This is a genomic window from Variovorax sp. ISS6 (genome assembly GCF_056523145.1).
In genome coordinates this window covers 841,185-860,510 of sequence record NZ_JAWRZC010000002.1, presented here as the reverse complement: position 1 = coordinate 860,510, position 19,326 = coordinate 841,185, and the positions used below count along the sequence as shown (strand labels likewise).

Below are 19,326 nucleotides of genomic sequence, written 5' to 3'. Positions count from 1 at the left end.
GTTCGCGGGCATGGGGGAGGAGATCCGCGAACACTTCCACCGCATCCGGGCCTACCGCGGCCTGGCGCGCTTCGCGGAGCTGGTGGCACTGCTGAGCTACCTCGCGACCTGGCCCGAGAGCCATCCGCTGTCGATGGACCGCGCGCTCCCGCGGCCATCGCAGGAAGTCACCGAACGGCTGTCGAGCCGGATCGACAAGGTGGTCGGCCACATCTGCGAGCACTACATGGAAGACCTCACGCTGGGCGGGATGGGCGAGCTCGCGGGCATGGGCGCGCAGACTTTCTCGCGCTCCTTTCACCGGGTGATGGGCTGCACCTTCGTCGAGTTCGTGACGCGCACGCGCATCACCAAGGCATGCCACCTGCTTCGTCACACCGACCAGCAGATATCGAGCATCTGCTACCAGGTCGGGTTCAACAACATCTCGAACTTCAACCGCCACTTTCGCCGGCTTCGCGGGATGACCCCGGCGGCGTACCGCAGCGACAAGGCATTCCTCCAATCGGCCGGCGCATAGCCGCTACCAGCGAGCACTCCATGCAAGATCTTTCGTCTCCCTTTACGGGGAGCCCCCGCGGCGTGGCCGGACTGCGCGGCGTCACCAAGCAGTTCGGCGGCACGGTCGCGCTGAGCGACGCGTCCTTCGACCTGATGCCCGGCGAGGTGCTGGCCCTGCTGGGCGAGAACGGCGCGGGCAAGAGCACCTGCGTGAAGCTGCTCGCCGGCGTGCACCAGCCCACGCGCGGCGAGGTGCACGTCGGCGGCGAGCCGGTCACGCTGCGCTCGCCGCTCGATGCCCAGCGCATGGGCATTGCCGTGATGCACCAGCACCCGGGACTGTTCGCCGATCTCTCGGTGGCCGAGAACCTGTTCATGGGGCGGCAGCTCAAGAGCCCGTTCGGCGCGCTCGACCATCGCCGCATGCATGCCGAGGCCGAGCGCCTGCTCGAGACCGTGGGCCTGTCGTGCGCGCCGCGCACGCCGCTCGGCCGGCTGCGCAGCTCCGAGCAGCAACTGGTGGAAGTGGCGCGCGCGCTGTCGGTGCAGGCTCGCGTCCTGATCATGGACGAGCCCACCGCCGCGCTGACCACGCGCGAGGTCGACCGGCTGTTCGAGGTCGTGGCGCAGCTGCGCACCCGCGGCGTGGCGATGATGTTCGTGGGCCACCGCATGGAGGAGATCTACCGCGTGTCGGACCGCGTGGCGGTGCTGCGCGACGGCCGCATCGTCGAGGTCGCGCCGGTGGCCGACATGCCGCACGACCGCGCGGTGCGGCTGATGATCGGGCGTCCACTGGCGGACCTGTATCCGGCGCTCGCGCCGCCGGCCGGTCCGGTCGTGCTCGAGGTGGAGCAACTCGGGCGCGACGGTGCGTTCGAGGACGTGTCGTTCGACCTCCAGGCCGGCGAGATCCTCGGCATTGGCGGGCTGGTCGGCAGCGGCCGCACCGAGATCGCCCGCGTGCTCTTCGGCATCGACCGGCCCACCAGCGGGCACATCGTGCTGGCCGGCGAGCGCCGCGTCTTCGCCTCGGCCGCCGAGGCGATGGAGGCGGGCATCGCCTACGTGTCGGAGGACCGCCTGGGCCAGAGCCTGGTCATGGACTTCGGCATCCTCACCAACGCCACCCTGGCGGTGCTCGACCAGGTCAAGCGCGCGGGCCTGGTGAACCGCGAGGCCGAGCTGCGCGCGGTCACGCCGCACCTGGACCGCCTGCGGCTTCGCTACCGCAGCTACGACCAGCCCATCGGCGACCTCTCGGGCGGCAACCAGCAGAAGGTGGTGCTGAGCAAGTGGCTGGCGACCGGCCCGAAGGTGCTGATCCTCGACGAGCCCACGCAAGGCGTCGACGTGCGGACCAAGGCCGAGGTGCACGCCATGATGGCGGACCTGGCGCGCGGCGGCATGGCGATCGTGATGATCTCGTCGGAGCTGCCCGAGTTGCTGGGCATGAGCCATCGCGTGCTGGTGATGCGCGAGGGGCGCATGTCGGGCAGCTTCGACCGTTCCGAGGCCACGCAGGAGTCGGTGATCTATGCGGCCACCGATGCGGGGCGGGCGAGCGCGGCCGCATCGGCGGCGCCGCGCGTCGACGTGGCGATGCCGACCCCCGTGGCCACCGCCGGACGAAACACCGCCGCGCGGCGGCTGTCCGCCGCACTCCCGCGGCGCGAACTGGGCCTGCTCGTGGTCATCGCGGCCGTGGTGCTGGGCGTCTCGCTGCTGAACCCGCGCATGCTGAGCGCCAGCAACCTGAGCGCGCTGGCGATGGATGCGGGGCTGCTGCTGATCGTCGCGCTGGCGCAGATGCTGGTGCTGCTGACCCGCAACATCGACCTGTCCGTCGCCTCGGTGATCGGGTTGTCGGCCTATGTGGCCGCGGCATTGATGCGGGCGCATCCCGAGCTCGGCACGGCCGCTGCCATCGGCGCGGCCGTGGGCGTGGGCCTGGCCTGCGGGCTGGTCAACGGCGCCATCGTCACCTATGGCGGCGTGCCGGCCATCGTCGTGACCCTGGGCACGCTCGCGATGTACCGCGGGCTCGACAGCATGCTCGCGAGCGGCAGCCAGGTCAGCGCCGACCAGGTGCCGGCGTCGTGGCTCGAGGTGTCGAGCCGCGCGGTGATGGGCCTGCCGGCCACGGCCTGGCTCGCGCTTGCCGCGGCGCTGGCCGTGGGGCTCGGCCTGCGCTATGCGACCGTGGGCCGCGACGTCTATGCGATCGGCTCCAACCCCGATGGCGCGCGGCTGATCGGCATCCCGATCGGGCGCCGCGTGCTCGCCGTGTTCTGCATCGCCGGCATGCTGGCCGGCTTCACCGGCGCGATGTGGGCGTCGCGCTACGCGACCATCGATTCGCGCACCGCCTTCGGCTTCGAGCTCACCGTGATCGCCGCCGTGGTGGTCGGCGGTGTCGCCATCCGCGGCGGCTCGGGCACCGTGCTCGGCGTGGTGCTGGGGGTGGTGGCGCTGCTGCTGATCCGCAACGGGCTGGTGCTGCTGCGCATCGATCCCCTGTGGCTGCAGGCCGTCTACGGCCTCGCGATCCTCGCCGCCATCACGATCGACGCGGTCGTGACGCGGCGCGCCAACCAACCCCGGCGCGTGACCAGGAGCCTCGCATGAACCGCTTCGTTCGATGGCTGGGCCGCGCGGCCGGCTGGGAAGGTTTTCTCGCGCTGCTGGTGCTGTTGGTGGCGGCCTACGGGTGGGCCCGCGTGCCGGGCTTCGCCACCTCGTTCAACCTGTCGCAGATCGCGGCGGGCGTCTCCGAGAAGGCGCTGCTGGTGCTGCCGATGGTGCTGTTGATCATCGCGCGCGAGATCGACCTTTCGGTCGCCAGCATCCTCGGCCTGTGCAGCGTGGTGCTGGGGCTGCTGCTGCGCGCCGAGGTGCCGCTGGCCGCCGCCGTGGCCGCCACCTTCGCGGTGGGCGCGGCCGCCGGCGCGATGAACGGACTGCTCGTCACGCGGCTGCTGCTGCCTTCGCTGGTGGTCACGCTGGGCACGATGGCGCTGTTCCGCGGGCTGAGCTACATCCTGCTGGGCACAGACTCGGTCAGTGAATTGCCGGCCCTGCTGACCGATTTCGGGGTCGACAACGTGCCGGGAACGGCCGTGCCCTGGATCTTCGTTCCCTTCCTGCTGCTGGCTCCCGTCTTCGCCGTGTTCCTGCACCGTACCGCGACCGGCCGGCGCATCTATGCCATCGGCGGCAATCCCGACGTGGCGCTCTACACGGGCATTCGCGTGGCGCGGCTGCGCATGGGCATGTTCGTGGCGAGCGGGCTGGTCTGCGCGCTGGCCAGCGTGGTGCTCACCGCGCGGCTGTCGAGCGCGCGCGCCAGCAACGGGCTGGGCTTCGAGCTCGATGTCATCACCATCGCGCTGCTCGGCGGCATCAGCGTCTTCGGCGGGAGGGGGCGCATGGGCGGCGTCTTCTGGGCCCTGGCGCTGGTGGCGTTGATCCGCAACCTGCTCGCGCTGAACCAGACCGGCGGCGACGCGCAGGGCCTGGCCATCGGCTTCCTGCTGATCTTTTCGCTGTTGCTGAGCAACGGCATTCGCAGGCTGGCGAACACCGCGTTCGCGCGACGGCTCGTCCAGCGCTTTTCCAACCGCCGGATCGAAGGACCGGTCCCCTGAGGAGACAACCATGACACTGAAGAAGACCCTCGCTTGCTGCCTGATCGCCTGCGGCTGCATGGCCGCGGCCCTGCCGGCCTCGGCGGCCGACCCCGCGTGCCTGAAGGCGCCGGGCACCATCGGCTTCCTGCCGAAGATGGACACGGACCCCTACTTCCATGTGGCGCGCCAGGGTGCGCTCGAGGCGCAGAAGGAGATCGGCGGCAAGCTGATTCAGCAGGCGCCCTCGACCGCCACGGCCGATGCGCAGATCGAGTTCGTGAATGCGCTGGTGGCGCAGAAGGTCGACGTGCTCGTGGTCTCCAGCACCGACGCGAACGCGCTGGCACCGGCGCTGCGGCGCGCGCGTGCCCAGGGCGTGCGCGTGATGACCTACGACTCCGATGCGACCAAGGAGGCGCGCACGCTGTTCATCAACCAGGCGCGTTCCGACAGCCTGGCGCTGCAGATGCTCGACAGCATGGGCGCGTTGATCGGCTACAGCGGCGAGTTCGCGATCCTGTCGAGCACGCCCACCGCGACCAACCAGAACACGTGGATCTCCGTGATGAAGGCGCAACTCGCGAACAATCCCAAGTTCACGCAGATGAAGCTGGCGCAGGTGGCCTACGGCGAGGAGAGCGAGCAGATCAACCAGCAACAGGCGCTGGCACTGGCCGAGGCCTTCCCGAACCTCAAGGGCATCCTGGTGCCGGCGGGCATCGGCCTGCCGGCGGCGGCGCGCGCGCTCGAGCAATCGGGCGGCATCCAGAAGATCAAGCTCACGGGCGTCGCACCCGCGACCTTCATGAAGAAGTACATCGAAGCCGGCTCCGCGCAGGACATCTGGTGGAACGTGAGCGACCTCGGCTATCTCGCCTACCACGCCGCACAGCAACTGGCCCAGTGCAAGATCACCGGCAAGAAGGGCGAGAGCTTCACGGCGGGCCGCCTGGGCAGCTACACCATCCTCGACAACGGCGAGATCGTGCTGGGAGAGGCCGAGATCGTGACGCCGAAGAACCTGCAGAAGTTCAAGTTCTGAGCCGGTCCGGCCGCGGTGGGCGCCGTCAATCCATCGAGAAGCCCGAGGCCTTGATCACCGGCGCCCAGATGGCGGTCTCGTCCTTCGCCTTCTTCGCGAGCTCCTCGGGCGAGCTGGGCTTGGGGTCGAAGGCGAGCTCGCCCAATCGCTGCCGCACCTCGGGCAGGACCAGCACGCGGCGCATCGCGGCATTCCAGCGCTCGACCGAGGCGGCCGACGTGCCGGCCGGTGCATAGAGGCCGAAGAAGCCGCGCGCGACGACCTGCTTGAACCCCAGCTCGGAGAACGTCGGCACGTCGGGAATCCGCGGGTCGCGCGTGCTGCCCGGCACCGCGAGGATTCGCACCCGGCCGTTGCGATGCATCTCGAGCATGTCGGTCAGTGTGTTGATGCCCGCCGACACGTGGCCGCCGATCATGGCCGTCAGCAGCGGCGGTCCGCCTTGAAACGGCACATGAACGAGGTCGACGCCGATGTCCTTGCCCACCATCAGGCCGATGAAGTGCAAGGGGCTGCCCGGTGCCGGCGAGCCGAAGTCCGCGCGCGGGCGATTGGCGCGTGCCCATGCGACGTATTCGGGAAAGCTCTTCGCGCCCGTCTCCGCGCCGGTGGCGAACGCGAAGGCGAACTCGGCGACGAGGGAGATCGGCACCAGCTCCGCCACTTCGTAGCCGGGCTTCCTGAAGACCAGCGGGTTCGTCGTGACCAGCGCGTCCGGCGCGAGCATCACGACCGAGCCATCCCGAGGAAGACCCTTGAGCGCCATCGCCGCGATGCGGCCGCCGGCACCCGGGCGGTTGTCGACGAGCACGGGCCGCTGGAAGTCCAGGCGCAACTTGTCGGCCAGCAGGCGAGCGATGGTGTCGGCCGATCCGCCGGCCGGGAATCCCACCACGATGCGCAGGGGCCCCTCGCCGGATTGCGCATGGGACGCGGTGACCGTCGCCCACGTGAGCGCGGAGAGAAGAAGCGCTCGCAACAGGCGTGAATGAAATCTCATGGCTCTACTCCCCACGACAGGTGGATGGACCGAAGGTCGACACGGCGAACTGCCGGTGCCGTGATCGAAGGCTAAGGTCGCGCCCGCGCCCCGCACTATCGAAAACTGGCAAACATCGCGCCCCGGCCGCGCATACCGACCCGATCTTGTTGTCAACGCAATGGCTCGAAGCTACGCTGGACTTCCCTCTTCGCAGCGGCTTCACACCATGGATTGGTCACTTCCCTACGCATCGCATCGCATGCCGACCCTGGCACGCAACGTGGTCTCGACCTCGCAACCGCTGGCCGCGCAGGCAGGGCTTTCGATGATGCAGATCGGAGGCAATGCCGTCGATGCCGCGTTGGCGACGGCCATTGCATTGACGGTGGTCGAGCCCATCATGAACGGCATCGGCGGCGACATGTACGCGCTGGTCTGGGACGGCCATGAACTGCATGGCCTCAATGCCACCGGCGCGGCACCCGCGGCCTGGCGTCCCTCGCGTTTTGCGGGGCGCACCGAGATGCCGCGCGTCGGTTGGGATTCGGTCACCGTGCCCGGCCAGGTGGCCGGATGGCTGGCGTTGTCGGAGCGCTTCGGCGTGCTGCCGTTCGAACGCCTGTTCGAGCCGGCGATTCGTTACGCGCGGGAGGGGTTTCCCGTGTCGCCGGTGATCGCCTCGGTCTGGCCCCAGCTCGCCGCCCTGGTGGCCGACCAGCCCGGCTTTGCCGATGCCTTTCTGCCGGGCGGGCGGGCGCCGCGAGCGGGCGAGCTCTGGCGCTTCGCCGATCAGGCCCGCACGCTTGCCGAGATTGCGCAGAGCCGTGGCGCATCGTTCTATCGCGGCGAACTGGCCCAACGGATGCTGCAGCATTCCGAGGCCCATGGCGGTGCGTTGAGCGCGGAGGACCTGGCCGCGCATCGGGCGGAATGGGTCCAGCCGCTGGCCTTGCGCTACCGCGACTTCACGCTGCACGAGATTCCGCCGAATGGCCAGGGCATCGCGGCCCAGATGGCGCTGGGCATGCTGCGGCATTTCGATCTGCGGGCCAGTGGCCTCGATACCGCAGCGACGCTGCATCTGCAGATCGAGGCCATGAAGCTGGCCTTCTCCGATCTGCATGCACATGTCGCCGATCCGCGCTTGATGAAGGTCAGTGCGAGTGCGCTGCTCGACCCCGACTACCTGGCCGCACGCGCCGCTGCCATCGATCCCACGCGCGCGGGCCGCCCGCAGGCCGGAACGCCCAGGGCCGGCGGCACCGTGTACCTGGCCGCGGCCGACGCGGGCGGCATGATGGTCTCGTTCATCCAGTCGAACTACTACGCCTTCGGCTCGGGCATCGTCGTGCCCGGCACGGGAATCTCGCTGCACAACCGCGGATGGAACTTCAGCCTCGTGCCGGGACATCCCAATGAAGTGGGGCCCGGCAAGAAGCCCCTGCACACGATCATTCCCGGCTTCGTGACGGGCCCCGACCACCAGCCCGTGATGGCCTTCGGCGTCATGGGTGGGTTCATGCAGGCGCAGGGCCATGTACAGATGATGTGCAGGCTCGCGGACTTCTCCCAGAATCCGCAGGCCATGAACGACGCGCCGCGGTTCATGGTCTCGCCGCTCGACGGCAGCGTGAAGCTCGAAGCGCACATGCCCGCGGAAGTCGCCGAAGGGCTGCGGACCCGGGGGCATGCCGTCCAGATACTGCCGACCGGGCATCTGGATTTCGGCGCCGCGCAACTGGTGCAGCGCGGCGGCGAACATTTCTACATCGCCGCCTCCGACGGGCGGCGCGACGGCCTGGCTGTCGGCTACTGAGCGTCGGACGCGAGTCAGCTCAGCAAGGCCGCGCGCACCGCGTCGAAGCTCGCGCGATCGGCGGTGCAGATCAGCCCACCGCTGCGGTGCGCGGGCCGGTATGCCGAGCCGTCGTGATGCGCCGCGTAGCCGCCCGCCTCGCGATGCAGCAGCCAGCCCGCCGCATGGTCCCAGGGCATGAGCTTGTTGTAGAACAGGGCGTCGATGTCGCCCGCGGCCGCGAGCCGGTATTCGTGCGCGGCGCAGCGGAACCAGTTGGTCATGCCCAGGCGCGACAACCGTGCGTTGACTTCGCTGCGCAGCGGCTCGGGCAGGAAGTTCGTGCCGACGATGGCTTCCATCTTCTCGACGGGGACCGCGGGCGCGACCTGCAATGGATGCCTTGCGCCCGAGGCCGATTCGATCCACGCGCCGCCGCCACGGATCGCGAAGGCCGTGTCTGCGCGCACCGGGTCGTGGATCGCCGCCGCGATCACCTCGCCCCGCGCGGTCACCGACGCCATGGTGCCGAACAAAGGCAGGCCACTCGCGAAGTTCTTGGTGCCGTCGAGCGGATCGACGATGAATGCGAGCTCGGCGTCGTCGATGGCCTCGAGCAATGCGGGCTCGCGCGCGCAGGCCTCCTCGCCGATCAGCACGGCCTCGGGGTGGCGCGTGCGCAAGCCGGCGAGCACCGCGGCCTCGCAGGCCTCGTCGGCGTCGGTCACGATGTCGAAGGACGAGGTCTTGCGCCGGCGGTCGACGGTGTGGAGCGTGCGGAAGCGCGGCATGATTTCTGCGCGCGCGGCAGTGGCGAGAAGCGATCCCAGGAACGCGAGGTCGTCGGAGGTGAAAAGCGAAGCGGACATGCGAGGTACCGAAGGAGTGGGCTCGCGGGGAGGATAAGGCGGTTCCTTCAGCCCCGCTTGAGTTCCGGCAACACCTCTTGCGCGAACAGCCGCATCCCGCGCATCGCCACCGCGCGATCGATCACGCCGTTGCCATTGAAGACGCAGCGCAGTTGCCGGATGCCGGTGCGCGCGACGAGGGTCTGTATCTGTTCCAGGCACGAAGCCGGATCGCCGACGAGCGCCTGCGAGCGCAGCACCTCGGCAGGATCGCGCATCGCCAAGGTGCCAGGGGCCTGCCCGCGCAGGATCGCGAAATGCTCGCGCCGGCGATGGAGCAGGGGCAGCAGCGCGTCGAACTGCCGACGCGCCTCGACCGGGGTCGCGCCGATACAGACGTAGCGCGACAGCGAGGAGCGTGCGAGGAAGGCGGCACGTCGCGGCGCTACCGCTTCATCGTCGAGCGCAGCGAAAGCCGCCTCCACATGCGCGAGCTGCGCCGGCTCCGGTGGTTCCAGGCTCAACAGCAGCGGCAGGTCCTCCGTGACGGCGAAGCGCATCGTCTCCTCGGTCGAGCCCGCGATGTACAGCGGCGGTGCCGAGGTCGAGAGGTGGCGGATCTGCTGCGCCTCGAAGCGCCAGGGGCCGTCGCTCGACGACACGCTCTCGCCGCGCAGGGCCGCGATCACCAGGCGGCAGCCCTGCGCGAAGCGCTCGCGCGTCTGCTGCGGATCGATCTCGAGCGCGCGCAGGGTCGATGCATCGGTGCCACGCCCGAGTCCCGCGTCGAAGCGGCCATCGCTCTGCAGCGCCAGTTGTGCGATCTCCTCGGCCAGCAGCAGCGGATGGTGCAGCGGCACCACCAGCGCGGAGACGCCGATGCGCAGCCGTTCGGTGCGCGCGAGCAGCGCGGCCGCCAGCAGCAGCGGCGAGGGATAGGGGCCGCCTTCGGCGAGCAGGCGGAATTCGTGGAACCACGCGCCGTCGAAGCCCAGCCGCTCGGCTTCCTCGAAGAACGCGAAGAACTCGCGCGACGGGCCGAGCGTGGCCTCGCGCGACCAGCCGGCCAGGTCGATGCGCAGCGCGCGTGCGGTCATGGCGCGGGAGCGGCCGTGAAGAAGCGCAGGCCGCCGCTCGAGAAGGCGGCGATGCCCGGGCCATAGGCCTGCGCCAGGCGTTGGTCGCTCAGCACCTCGGCCGGCGTTCCGCTCGCCACCAGCCGGCCCTGGCCGAGCAGCGCGAGCCGGTCGCACCAGGTGCTGGCCACATGCAGGTCATGCAGCACCACGAGCACGGCGCACGTGCGGGCGCTGTCGCGCAGCAGGGCCATCAGGCGGTGGTGGTGCGGAATGTCGAGGTGGGCCGCGGGCTCGTCGGCCACCAGCAGCCGCGGGTCGTGCGCGAGCGCGCGCGCCACGCCGACGCGGGCGCGCTCGCCGCCCGACAGCGAGGCATGGCGGCGGTCGATCAGCGCGTCGAGCTCGAAGCGAGCGACCAGCGCGGGATCGGGCGCGCGGCCCGGGCGCTGCAGCTGCAGCATCTCGCGCACCGTCAGGTCCCAATGGCTCTCGCCGTGCTGCGCGACATAGCCGATGTGGCGCGCAAGCTCGGCCGGTTTCCACTGGTCGAGTGCGCGCCCGAGCAGCGCGACGCGACCCTCGCGGGGTCGCACCAGCCCGAGCGCGGCGCGCAGCAGCGTGGTCTTGCCCGAGCCATTGGGGCCGACGATGCCGAACAGGCCGCGCTCGGGGATCGCGAGGTCGATGCCGTCGAGCAGGGTGCGACCCGAAGCCTGCACCCGCAGGCCGTCGAGGCGCAGGGCATCGGCCGTCATCCGCGTCTCCACAGCAGCAGCGCAAGGAAGAAGGGGCCGCCGATCAGTGCCGTGAGCAGGCCCGCCGGGATCTCGCTCGGAGCCATGGCCGAGCGCGCCAGCGCATCCACCAGCACCATGAGGGCGCCGCCGGCGATGGCGCAGGGAACGGTGAGCCGCGCATGCAGCGGGCCGATCCACCAGCGCATCACGTGCGGCACGATCAGGCCCACGAAGCCGATCAGGCCGCCCCAGCTCACGGCCAGCGCCGTCGCGAGCGAGGCCACGAGCACGGCACGCGCCGAGAAGGAGGCGGCGCGCACGCCCATCGCATGGGCCGTGTCCTCGCCCAGCCCGAGCGCGTCGAGGCCGCGGCCCAGTGCGCGCACCAGCAGCACCAGCACCAGCAGCACGGGCGCGAGCACGGCGATCTCGGCGCTCGTGGGCGTCTGCACGCCACCGAGCTGCCAAGAGATGATGGCGCGCAGGTTGGTCGACTCGTCGCCGAACACGATCACGATGAGGCTGCGCAGGGCGGCCAGGATCGCGGCCAGGCCGACGCCCGCGAGCAGCAGGCGGTTGCTTTGCCAGCCACCGCCGAGCCTGCCGGCCAGCAGCACCAGCCAGCTCGCGCCCCAGGCGCCCGCGAAGGCCAGCACCGGCAGGCTCAGCGCGGTGGGCACCAGCGCCGGCAGCAGCAGCGAGACCGCGGCGCCCACGGCCGCGCCGCTGGCGCTGCCGAGCAGGTAGGGTTCGGCCAGCGGGTTGCGGAACACGCCCTGGAACACCAGGCCCGCCAGCGACAGGCAGGCGCCGACAAAGAAGGCCCCGGCCACGCGCGGCGCGCGCCACACGCGCACCAGTTCGGCCTGCAGGGTGCCGGTGCCCCACCACTGGGTGGGCCAGACCGTGGCGGCGCCCACGCTCAGCGCGAGCACCACGGCAGCGGCCAGCAGCAGGAGCAGCACGAGCCACACCGTGGTCGTCGATGCACGCCGGCCGTCGGTGGCGCGCCTCATGCGAAGCGCTCCGGATGCAGCGCGCGCGCGTACTGCTCGACGGCCTCGATCTGGCGCGGGCCGGGAATCAGCTTGTGGCCGCGCTCGAGCACGACCACGCGCTTCGTGCGCACGGCGCGCAGCGTGTGCCAGCCGGGGCGCTGGCCGATCAGCGCCGGATCGCGCGGCACCTGTTGCAGCGAGACGATTACGTCGGGGTCGCGCGCGAAGATCGCCTCGGCGCTGACCTGGGCCGCGCCCTGGAGGTCGGCGAACACGTTGCGTCCGCCGGCCCAGCCCAGCGCGTCGTTGGCATAGTGGCCCGTGCCCACGGTCTGGAAGGCACCGCGCGCGGCGGCGGCGGTCTCGAAATAGACGCTGCGACGCGGCGCGCCCTCGAGCCGGCGCTCGATCGCGGCCAGCCGCGCCTGCATGTCCTCGCGCACCCGGCGCGCCTGTTCGTCGGCACCTGTCGCGCGCCCGAGCAGGTCGATGTTGCGGAACACCGAGGGCAGGTCGGGATGCGCGAGCACCACGCAGGGCAGCTTCGCGCGGTCGAAGGCATCGACAAGCGACAGCGCTGAATGGTGCGAGGGCGTGACCACGAGCAGGTCGGGCTGGAAGGCGGCCACCGCCTCGGCCGAGTAGCCGAGCGCGCTGCCGATGCTGGGCTTGGCGCGCGCATCCTCGGGCCAGCGCACGCGCCCGCCGATGGCCACCACGCGGTCGGCCAGGCCCAGCGCCCAGGCCAGCTCGACGTTGCTCGGGAACACCACCACGATGCGTTGCGGCGCGCGCGGCACGACGACGCGCCGGCCCAGCGCATCGACGAGTTCGCGCGGGAAGCCGGCCGACGGCGCCCCCTCGGCGCCCGCGGGCAGAACGGCCGTGATGCACACCATGCCGAGGATCGCGTCGCGCCGGTTCACGCTCAGAAGGTGTAGCGCGCGCGGGCGAACACCGTCCTCGGTGCACCGGCGTTGCCGGCTTCCTGCGCCGACAGGTCGTCGGCGATGTAGTACTTGTTCGTCAGGTTGTTCACCCCGGCCTGCAGTGTGAGCGAAGGATTGACGCGGTAAGCCACGGCGACGTTGAGCAGCAGGTAGGCGGGCAGCTTCTGCGGATTGACCGCATTGTCGCGGAGGTAGCGGCTGCCCACGTAGCTGGCTGTGCCGGTCACGGCCCAGGCGCCGTGCGCATAGGTCAGGCCCGCGCCCGCGATGTTGTGGGCCGACATGCGCACGCGGTAGCCGCCGAAGTTGGTGCTGCGCGCGCCGCTGTCGGTGTAGGTCTGGAAGTCCTTGAGCCGCGCGTCCTGCCAGGTGTAGTGCAGGTAGCCGTTCCAGCGCGGCGAGAGCTGGAACTGCCACTGGGTTTCGATGCCCTTGGTGCGCGAGGTCGCGTTGCTGAAGACGAAGGAGTCGGGGCCGTTGCGGTAGGAGCGCTGGCCGTCGATCTTCTCGGCCTCGAACAGGCTGACCTGATAGCTCCAGCGGTCGTCCGCCGCGCGGCCCTTCAGGCCCACTTCCTTGCTGCGCGTGATCTCGGGCCGCAGGATGTCGGGCACCACCACGCCGCCGCGCGTGTTGAGCGCCACCGCCTGCGGCCGGAAGCCTTCGCTCCAGTTCGCGAACACGGCGTGCGAGGAGGCATCGCCCTGCAGGAACAGCCAGTCCACGCCGGCGCGCGGGCTGGTGTGGCTGCCTTCCTGCGCCGAGATCACCTGCGTGCCCGTGCGGCCGAGGGTCTGCTCGAAGCGGTCGTGGCGCACGCCCAGCGTGAAGCCGACCGGGCCGTACTCGAAGCGGTCCTGCAGGTAGACGCTGCGCACCTCCTGGTCGAAGCGCGAGGAGGTGATGCTGCCGCGCACGCCGCGCGGATCGTTGCGCACGTTGCTCACGGGGATGTCGTAGAACGGCCCGCGGTAGGTGGGCGCGTTGCTGAAGCTCGGCGAGTCGAGGCCCTGCCAGCCGCGCTCGAGGTTGAAGCCGGCCTGGAACTCGTTGCTCCAGCCCTTGCCCGCCATCAGGTGCGTGGCGGCGAGCTCGTGGTAGACGCCGCGGTCGGCGGTGTAGCTCTCGGAATAGCCCTTGCTCACGGCCGCGGGCGGCGGAACGATGGTGATGCCGCCGGCGAAGAAGCGGTTGTAGCGCGCGAAGCTGCTCAGGTGGTTGATCGACCAGCCGGCGCCGAGCTCGAAGCGGTTCTTCCACGAGAACGACTGGTAGTCGCCCGTGACGTAGGAGTCGGGAATGCCGTAGTTGTCGCGCGAGGTGATGCCGAAGATCGGCTTGCCGTTGACCAGCGGCACGATCGAGCCGCGGTCGCCGCGCACGCGTGTGTCGTAGAGCTGGAAGCCGGTGGTCCAGTGGCGCGTGACGGCGAAATCGCCGCCGACCAGCAGGGCCGACTGCGCGCGGCCGGCATCGCGCTGGAAGCCGTTGTAGTCGCTGTTGGCCACGCCCACATAGAGGTTGCCGCGCTCGAAGTCCCAGCGGTAGCGCAGGCTGCCGTCGAGGCGGCCGTAGCTGCCGACGGTGGCCGTGAGGCTGCCGCCCGCGCGCTCGGGCTTCATGAAGAACTGCGCCACGCCGCCGATCGCGTTCTTGCCGTAGAGCGCCGAGGCCGGGCCCTTGATGAACTCGAGCCGGTCCACCAGGTCGGGCGCGATCAGCGTGATGTCTGCATTGCCCTGCAGCAGGCGCAGCGGCACGCCGTCCATCAGCACCAGCACGTCCTGCGTGTCGCGCAGGCCGCGGGTCTCGAAGCGCGAGTAGTAGTTGCCCTGCGTGCCGTACTGCAGGCCCGGCACGCTGCGCAGCGTGTCCTCGAGCGTGACGGCGCCCACCGCGTCGAGCTGCGCGCGTTCGACCGAATAGGTGGCGAAGGGCAGGCGCAGCGTGTCGGCTTCCTGGCGCGTGGCGGTGGAGATGGTCTTGCGGTCGCTGACGGTGGTGGGCGGCAGCGAGCCTTCGGCGTCCTGCGCCGAAGCGACCGAGGCGAGCAGCATGACGCCGGATCCGATGAGGGCTTGGTGGGGTCTGACGCGGCCGCGCCGGGAGATGTTGCGCACGAGGGTTTCCTTCGAGCCCGCGCTCCCGCGGGCCATGAGAACAACCGGACGCCGAGGGGACCCGCCAGCGACCGGCCCCGCGCCCACGCGTGACCGATACGGCTTGCCTGCACTCCCGCAGCGACCGAACGAGGCGAAGGCCGGTATCCGGGCTTGCGGAGCGCCGCGGTGCATCAGGGAGATGCGCCGTTGCCGCGATCCTCGCCTTCCCATGCCGGGGCACAGTGACTGACGATGCCCGCGAGGGCATCGACCGTGAGAATCGCGAATCCGCCGACCGTTGCGGGGGCAGCGCAGGACTGGGGCCCTGGAGGGCTCGTCACCTGCTTCCCGTTTAACGCCGGTCCTGCAACCGGCGCACCTTCGCGCGTGCCGGCTTGGGTGATGCTTTCGTTTGCATCGGCCGGCGGGGCGGATTATAGGAGCGGGTCTTGCGCCGCCCGGCGCGAAAAGCTCAGGCCGCGGGGGCGGGCGTGGGCGTCTGTGGCAGCCGCACGGTGAACACCACGTAGCCGTCGTCGTGCGCATAGCCGAGGCTGCCGCGGTGCGAGCGCACGATGGCCTGCGCGATGTGCAGCCCTAGGCCCAGTCCGCCCTTGTTGCGCTCGTTGGGCACGCTGCGCCGCTTGAAGGCGCTGAACAGGTCGGGCACCAGCGCGGCATCGATCGGCGGCGCGCGGTTGGCCACGCTGAACACCACGTGCCCTTCGGCCTGCTCGAGCCGGATGCGCACCGCCTCGCCGGGCAGGCCGTGGTGGCGCGCATTGCTCACGAGGTTGCCGACCAGCTGCGCCATGCGGTCGGGGTCGGCCAGCACGGGCAGCGTGCTGGGCGCCTCCAGCTCGAGCTGCGAGCCGGGGTAGGCGGTGCGCGACTCGTCGACCGCGTCTTCCAGCAGCCGTGCCAGGTCGATCTGCGCCGGCACCACCTGCAGGCCCATGCCGCTTTGCAGGCGCGAGGCATCGAGCACCTGGCCGATCAGCCGCGCCATGCGGCTGCTCGATGTCTGGATGCGCTGGCCCAGCCGCGCGCCGGCGTTGCTGCCGTCGGGCAGGCTGCGCTCGAGCAGCTTGGCCGCCATCGTGATCGACTGCAGCGGATCGCGCAGGTCGTGGCCGAGCACGGCCAGCAGCTCGGTGCGGGCCTTGTAGGTGTCGGCCAGCCGCGCCGCGCTGGCGCGGATCAGCTCGTCGCGCAACTGGCGCGCGAAGTCGAGGTCGTTGGTGCCCCAGGGCACGCTGGTGTCGCGCACCGTCTCTTTCCAGACGTCGAAGGAGCCGCGCGGCGTGAGCCGGGGGCCGAGCGGGCCGCTCACGTAGTGCTTCTCGGGCTTGCCGCCCCAGCTGATGGTCTCGACCTGCTCCTTGCGCGCGAGCACCAGCCAGCCGTTGTCGATCGCGTCGAAGCGCAGCGCGAGAAAGCCGCACCACACGCCGCCCAGCGAACGCAGGTTCTCGGGCAGCCGCTCGCGCTCGTGCAGCGCCACGATCTCGTCGCCGTTCGTCGACGCGGTGAGCCACTGGATCAGCGCCGCCGCGGCCTCGCGCGGCATGTCGCCTTCCACATGCAGCCGCGACTGCTCTGCGATGATCGCCGCCTGCGCGTCGAAGGCATCGGCCAGCGGGCGCGCCAGCCCGATCAGCGCGCTGAAGGTGTCCTCGGCATGCAGCACGGCCTCGATCAGCGAGCCGCGCAGCTGCGCCGCGCTCGAGACCCAGCCTGCCTGCTCGCGCGCCAGCAGGCTCTGCACGTTCGAGGCCAGCAGCTGCGCGAGCACGTCGCAGGCCATGCGGATCGCGTAGGGCACCTGGTGGGCGCTGCGATGGTGGCAAGCCAGCATGCCCCAGAGCTGGCCGTTGATGACGATCGAGATGCTCATCGACGCGCCCACGCCCATGTTGCGCAGGTACTCGATGTGGATCGGCGACACGCTGCGCAGCGTGCAGTGGCTCATGTCCAGCGGCGGCAGCTGCGGATCGGCCACGTCGAGCCCGACCGGCGTCGACTGCACGTCGGCGATCAGGCGCAGGGTGTTGATCACGTAGAGCCGGCGCGCCTGCGCCGGGATGTCGCTGGCCGGATAGCGGCGGCCCACGAAGGGCTCGAGCGCCTCGTGGCGGCGCTCGGCCACCACCTCGCCGCTGTCGTCGTGGCGGAAGCGGTAGGCCATCACGCGGTCGAAACCCGTGAGCTGCCGCACGGCTTCCACCGAGAGATTGAGCAGTCCGTCGATCGAGCCCTGGCGCTTGAGCCGGTCCATCGCGCGGTGCGCCTTGAGCGCGAAGTCCGACACCGCGTCCGCCGTGGCGTCGCGGGCCTCGAACTCGGCCACCAGCTCGTAGCCGACGCGGTGCAGGATCAGGTCGAAGCGGCGCTCGCCGAGTCTGACCTCGAAGTTGATCGGCGAGCCCTCGCCGGTATCGACCGCGACGCCGTTGGCCTCGTGCAGTGCCTCGTGCACCAGCGCGTCGCCCATGAAGTGGCTGGCCGACAGGCGTTCGCCCAGGGCGGGTGCCGTGTCGCCCAACAGCGCACGGGCATTGGCGCTGACGCGCGTCAGCGTGAGGGTCGAGGCATCGAACGCGAACAGTGCGCCATGGTGCTGCACCAGGCCCGGGATGTGGATGGGCTCGCTGTCGCAGTTCGCCAGGGTGACGGGCTGCGTCGGTGTGGGATGGGGCGGCCGTTCCAAGTGGCGGTGAGCGCTTCGCGCGTTGTGTGAGGGTGAGAAAGTCACGGGTCGCGCCGGGTGCGCGAAGGTGGAACAGGGCATTCTGCCTGACCTGCCGACGGGGCTTCGGCAGGCGGGCGCACAGGGGCCAAACATAAGCTTCTCTTATCGAATCCCGGGCAAGTTCTAACTGGAAATGTCCTGGCAAGGCGCCCATCATCGAGTTCCAGAGAGACATGACTTGCCGCCTCGACGCGAGCGATGCGCCCAGCGCTTCACAGGACAAGATGAACCCAGAGAACAACGACCAAGAGACGAGCCCGCGCACTTCGGCTGCGATGCCTACGGCCGGCGAGCGCAACCGCGAGCACATGCTCGCGATTTTGAACCAGGTGCGGGCGCTCGAACAGCGGGCGGTCGACAAATCCGCGAGATCGGCCGAGGCGTTTCACGCGCGAGGCAAGCTGCTGCCCAGGGAGCGGCTGGCCCACCTGCTGGACGCGGACCGTCCTTTTTTCGAGCTGATGACGCTGTGCGGCTACTGCGGGATCGAGGACCCGGACCCGGCCACCAGCGTGCCGGGGTCCGCCCTCATCGTCGGCATCGGTCACATCGAAGGCGTGCGTTGCATGGTGGCGGTGAACGACGCGGGCATCAGCGCTGGCGCGATGCAGGCGCTGACGGGCCAGAAGCTGATACGGGCGCAGGAGATCGCCCTCGCCCAGAAGCTGCCCTTCGTGCAACTGGTGGAGAGCGCAGGCGGCAACCTGCGCAAGTACCGGGTCGAGCGCTTCGTGGTCGGGGGCGGCATGTTCTACAACCTGGCGCGGCTGTCGGCGGCCGGCGTTCCCGTGGTGTCGCTGATCCACGGTTCCTCCGCCGCCGGCGGTGCCTATCTGCCCGGCCTGTCCGATCACGTGATCATGGTGCGCGGACAGGCCCATGCCTATCTCGCCGGTCCGTCGCTGTTGCGGGCGGCCACCGGCGAGGAAGCCAGCGACGAGGAGCTCGGCGGCGCCGACATGCATGCCGGCGTGTCCGGCCTCGCGGACCATGTGGCCGACAACGACCTGGACGGCATCGCGCGTCTTCGCGACGTGGTCGACACGATCGGCTGGCGAGACGCGCCCGAGAGCCGGCGCTGGGACGAGCCGCTGGACGCCGCCGAAGACCTTTTGGGCCTCATGCCAGCCGACACCCGCACCCCGATCGACATGCGCAGCGTGATCGCGCGCATCGTCGACGGCTCCCGGTTCAAGGAATTCAAGGCGATGTACGGCGCACACACTGTTTGCGGCCACGCCCATATCGAGGGGCACCCGGTCGGCATCCTGACGAACAACGGGCCGCTCGACTGCGACGGTTCCACCAAGGCGGCCCAGTTCATCCAGCTTTGCGTGCAGCTGGGCCGGCCCCTGGTCTTCCTGCAGAACATCACGGGCTTCATGGTCGGCCGCGAGCATGAGCAGGCGGGGATGATCAAGCACGGAGCGAAGCTGATCCAGGCGCTGTCCAATGCGACGGTGCCTCGTCTGACGGTGCTGTGCGGCTCGTCCTTTGGCGCGGGCAACTACGGCATGTGCGGGCGCGCTTTCCGTCCCGACTTTCTCTTTTCGTGGCCGACCGCACGCACCGCGGTCATGGGCGGCGAGCAGGCGGCGATGACGATGCGCCTGGTCGCCGAGAACGCCGCCCGCCGCCATGGGCGCGCCATCGACGAACAGGCCCTCGAGGCGGAAAGCCGGGACATCGTCGCGACCTTCGATCGCCAGTCGAGCGCGATCCATACCAGCAGCCTGCTGCTTGACGACGGAATCATCGATCCGCGGCACACGCGCTCCTGGCTGGGCATGGCCTTGGCCACGTCCGCGCAGGCGAGGCAGCGCGCGGTGCAACCGATGCAGTTCGGCGTCGCCCGCCTCTGACCCCCTTCGGCGTCGACTGCGGGCAGGGCCTCGAGGCCCGGGCCCGGCG

At 70.3% G+C, this 19,326-nt stretch carries 14 protein-coding genes and 1 riboswitch; of the genes, 6 read left to right on the top strand and 8 right to left on the bottom strand.

Features of this window, described 5'->3' with window-relative positions; all coding sequences use genetic code 11:
- The first annotated feature begins 10 nt into the window (after positions 1-10).
- The 4 genes from AC1HIL_RS35595 to AC1HIL_RS35580 all read left to right on the top strand — a co-directional run bounded on the left by AC1HIL_RS35595 (position 11) and on the right by AC1HIL_RS35580 (position 5,172).
- Positions 11-520, top strand: a complete 510-nt coding sequence (locus AC1HIL_RS35595) for a helix-turn-helix domain-containing protein (protein ID WP_479668889.1) — start codon at positions 11-13, stop codon at positions 518-520.
- A 62-nt stretch (positions 521-582) separates the two neighbouring features.
- Entirely contained in the window at positions 583-3,129 is a 2,547-nt protein-coding gene (locus tag AC1HIL_RS35590) for an ATP-binding cassette domain-containing protein (protein ID WP_479668890.1), read from the top strand.
- A complete protein-coding gene (locus AC1HIL_RS35585) occupies positions 3,126-4,148 on the top strand; it encodes an ABC transporter permease (RefSeq protein ID WP_413765114.1) in 1,023 nt (340 codons plus the stop codon). The genes AC1HIL_RS35590 and AC1HIL_RS35585 overlap by 4 nt, the downstream gene beginning before the upstream one ends.
- Positions 4,149-4,158: 10 nt before the next feature.
- The gene (locus AC1HIL_RS35580; protein WP_479668891.1) at positions 4,159-5,172 is read left to right on the top strand and encodes a rhamnose ABC transporter substrate-binding protein; all 1,014 of its coding nucleotides are present in this window, start codon (positions 4,159-4,161) and stop codon (positions 5,170-5,172) included.
- Positions 5,173-5,197: 25 nt separating this feature from the next.
- On the opposite strand, the gene AC1HIL_RS35575 is transcribed toward AC1HIL_RS35580, so the two are convergent.
- A complete protein-coding gene (locus tag AC1HIL_RS35575) occupies positions 5,198-6,172 on the bottom strand; it encodes a Bug family tripartite tricarboxylate transporter substrate binding protein (protein WP_479668892.1) in 975 nt (324 codons plus the stop codon).
- 208 nt (positions 6,173-6,380) lie between these two features.
- Between AC1HIL_RS35575 and AC1HIL_RS35570 the strand changes: the two genes are divergently transcribed.
- Entirely contained in the window at positions 6,381-7,970 is a 1,590-nt protein-coding gene (locus tag AC1HIL_RS35570) for a gamma-glutamyltransferase family protein (protein WP_479668893.1), read from the top strand.
- 14 nt (positions 7,971-7,984) lie between these two features.
- On the opposite strand, the gene AC1HIL_RS35565 is transcribed toward AC1HIL_RS35570, so the two are convergent.
- The 7 genes from AC1HIL_RS35565 to AC1HIL_RS35535 all read right to left on the bottom strand — a co-directional run bounded on the left by AC1HIL_RS35565 (position 7,985) and on the right by AC1HIL_RS35535 (position 17,373).
- The gene (locus tag AC1HIL_RS35565; RefSeq protein ID WP_479668894.1) at positions 7,985-8,818 is read right to left on the bottom strand and encodes an inositol monophosphatase family protein; all 834 of its coding nucleotides are present in this window, start codon (positions 8,816-8,818) and stop codon (positions 7,985-7,987) included.
- Positions 8,819-8,865: 47 nt separating this feature from the next.
- Positions 8,866-9,894 (bottom strand): LLM class flavin-dependent oxidoreductase, encoded by a 1,029-nt coding sequence (locus AC1HIL_RS35560; RefSeq protein WP_479668895.1) that lies wholly within the window; start codon positions 9,892-9,894, stop codon positions 8,866-8,868.
- A complete protein-coding gene (locus tag AC1HIL_RS35555; RefSeq protein WP_479668897.1) occupies positions 9,891-10,631 on the bottom strand; it encodes an ABC transporter ATP-binding protein in 741 nt (246 codons plus the stop codon). Before AC1HIL_RS35555 ends, AC1HIL_RS35560 begins: the two co-directional genes overlap by 4 nt.
- The gene (locus AC1HIL_RS35550; protein WP_413765121.1) at positions 10,628-11,629 is read right to left on the bottom strand and encodes a FecCD family ABC transporter permease; all 1,002 of its coding nucleotides are present in this window, start codon (positions 11,627-11,629) and stop codon (positions 10,628-10,630) included. The genes AC1HIL_RS35555 and AC1HIL_RS35550 overlap by 4 nt, the downstream gene beginning before the upstream one ends.
- Positions 11,626-12,537 carry an ABC transporter substrate-binding protein gene (locus AC1HIL_RS35545; protein WP_479668898.1) on the bottom strand — a complete coding sequence of 304 codons (912 nt, stop codon included), beginning with the start codon at positions 12,535-12,537 and terminating at the stop codon, positions 11,626-11,628. The genes AC1HIL_RS35550 and AC1HIL_RS35545 overlap by 4 nt, the downstream gene beginning before the upstream one ends.
- A gap of 2 nt (positions 12,538-12,539) precedes the next feature.
- Positions 12,540-14,618 (bottom strand): TonB-dependent siderophore receptor, encoded by a 2,079-nt coding sequence (locus tag AC1HIL_RS35540; protein WP_479668900.1) that lies wholly within the window; start codon positions 14,616-14,618, stop codon positions 12,540-12,542.
- Between the two features lie 184 nt (positions 14,619-14,802).
- Positions 14,803-15,061, bottom strand: a riboswitch (cobalamin riboswitch).
- Positions 15,062-15,135: 74 nt separating this feature from the next.
- A complete protein-coding gene (locus AC1HIL_RS35535; protein WP_479668901.1) occupies positions 15,136-17,373 on the bottom strand; it encodes an ATP-binding protein in 2,238 nt (745 codons plus the stop codon).
- Positions 17,374-17,690: 317 nt separating this feature from the next.
- Here AC1HIL_RS35535 and AC1HIL_RS35530 point away from each other — a divergent pair, with 317 nt between their 5' ends.
- Positions 17,691-19,277, top strand: coding sequence for an acyl-CoA carboxylase subunit beta (locus AC1HIL_RS35530; protein WP_479669648.1), 1,587 nt, complete (start codon positions 17,691-17,693; stop codon positions 19,275-19,277).
- The last annotated feature ends 49 nt before the right edge of the window (positions 19,278-19,326 follow it).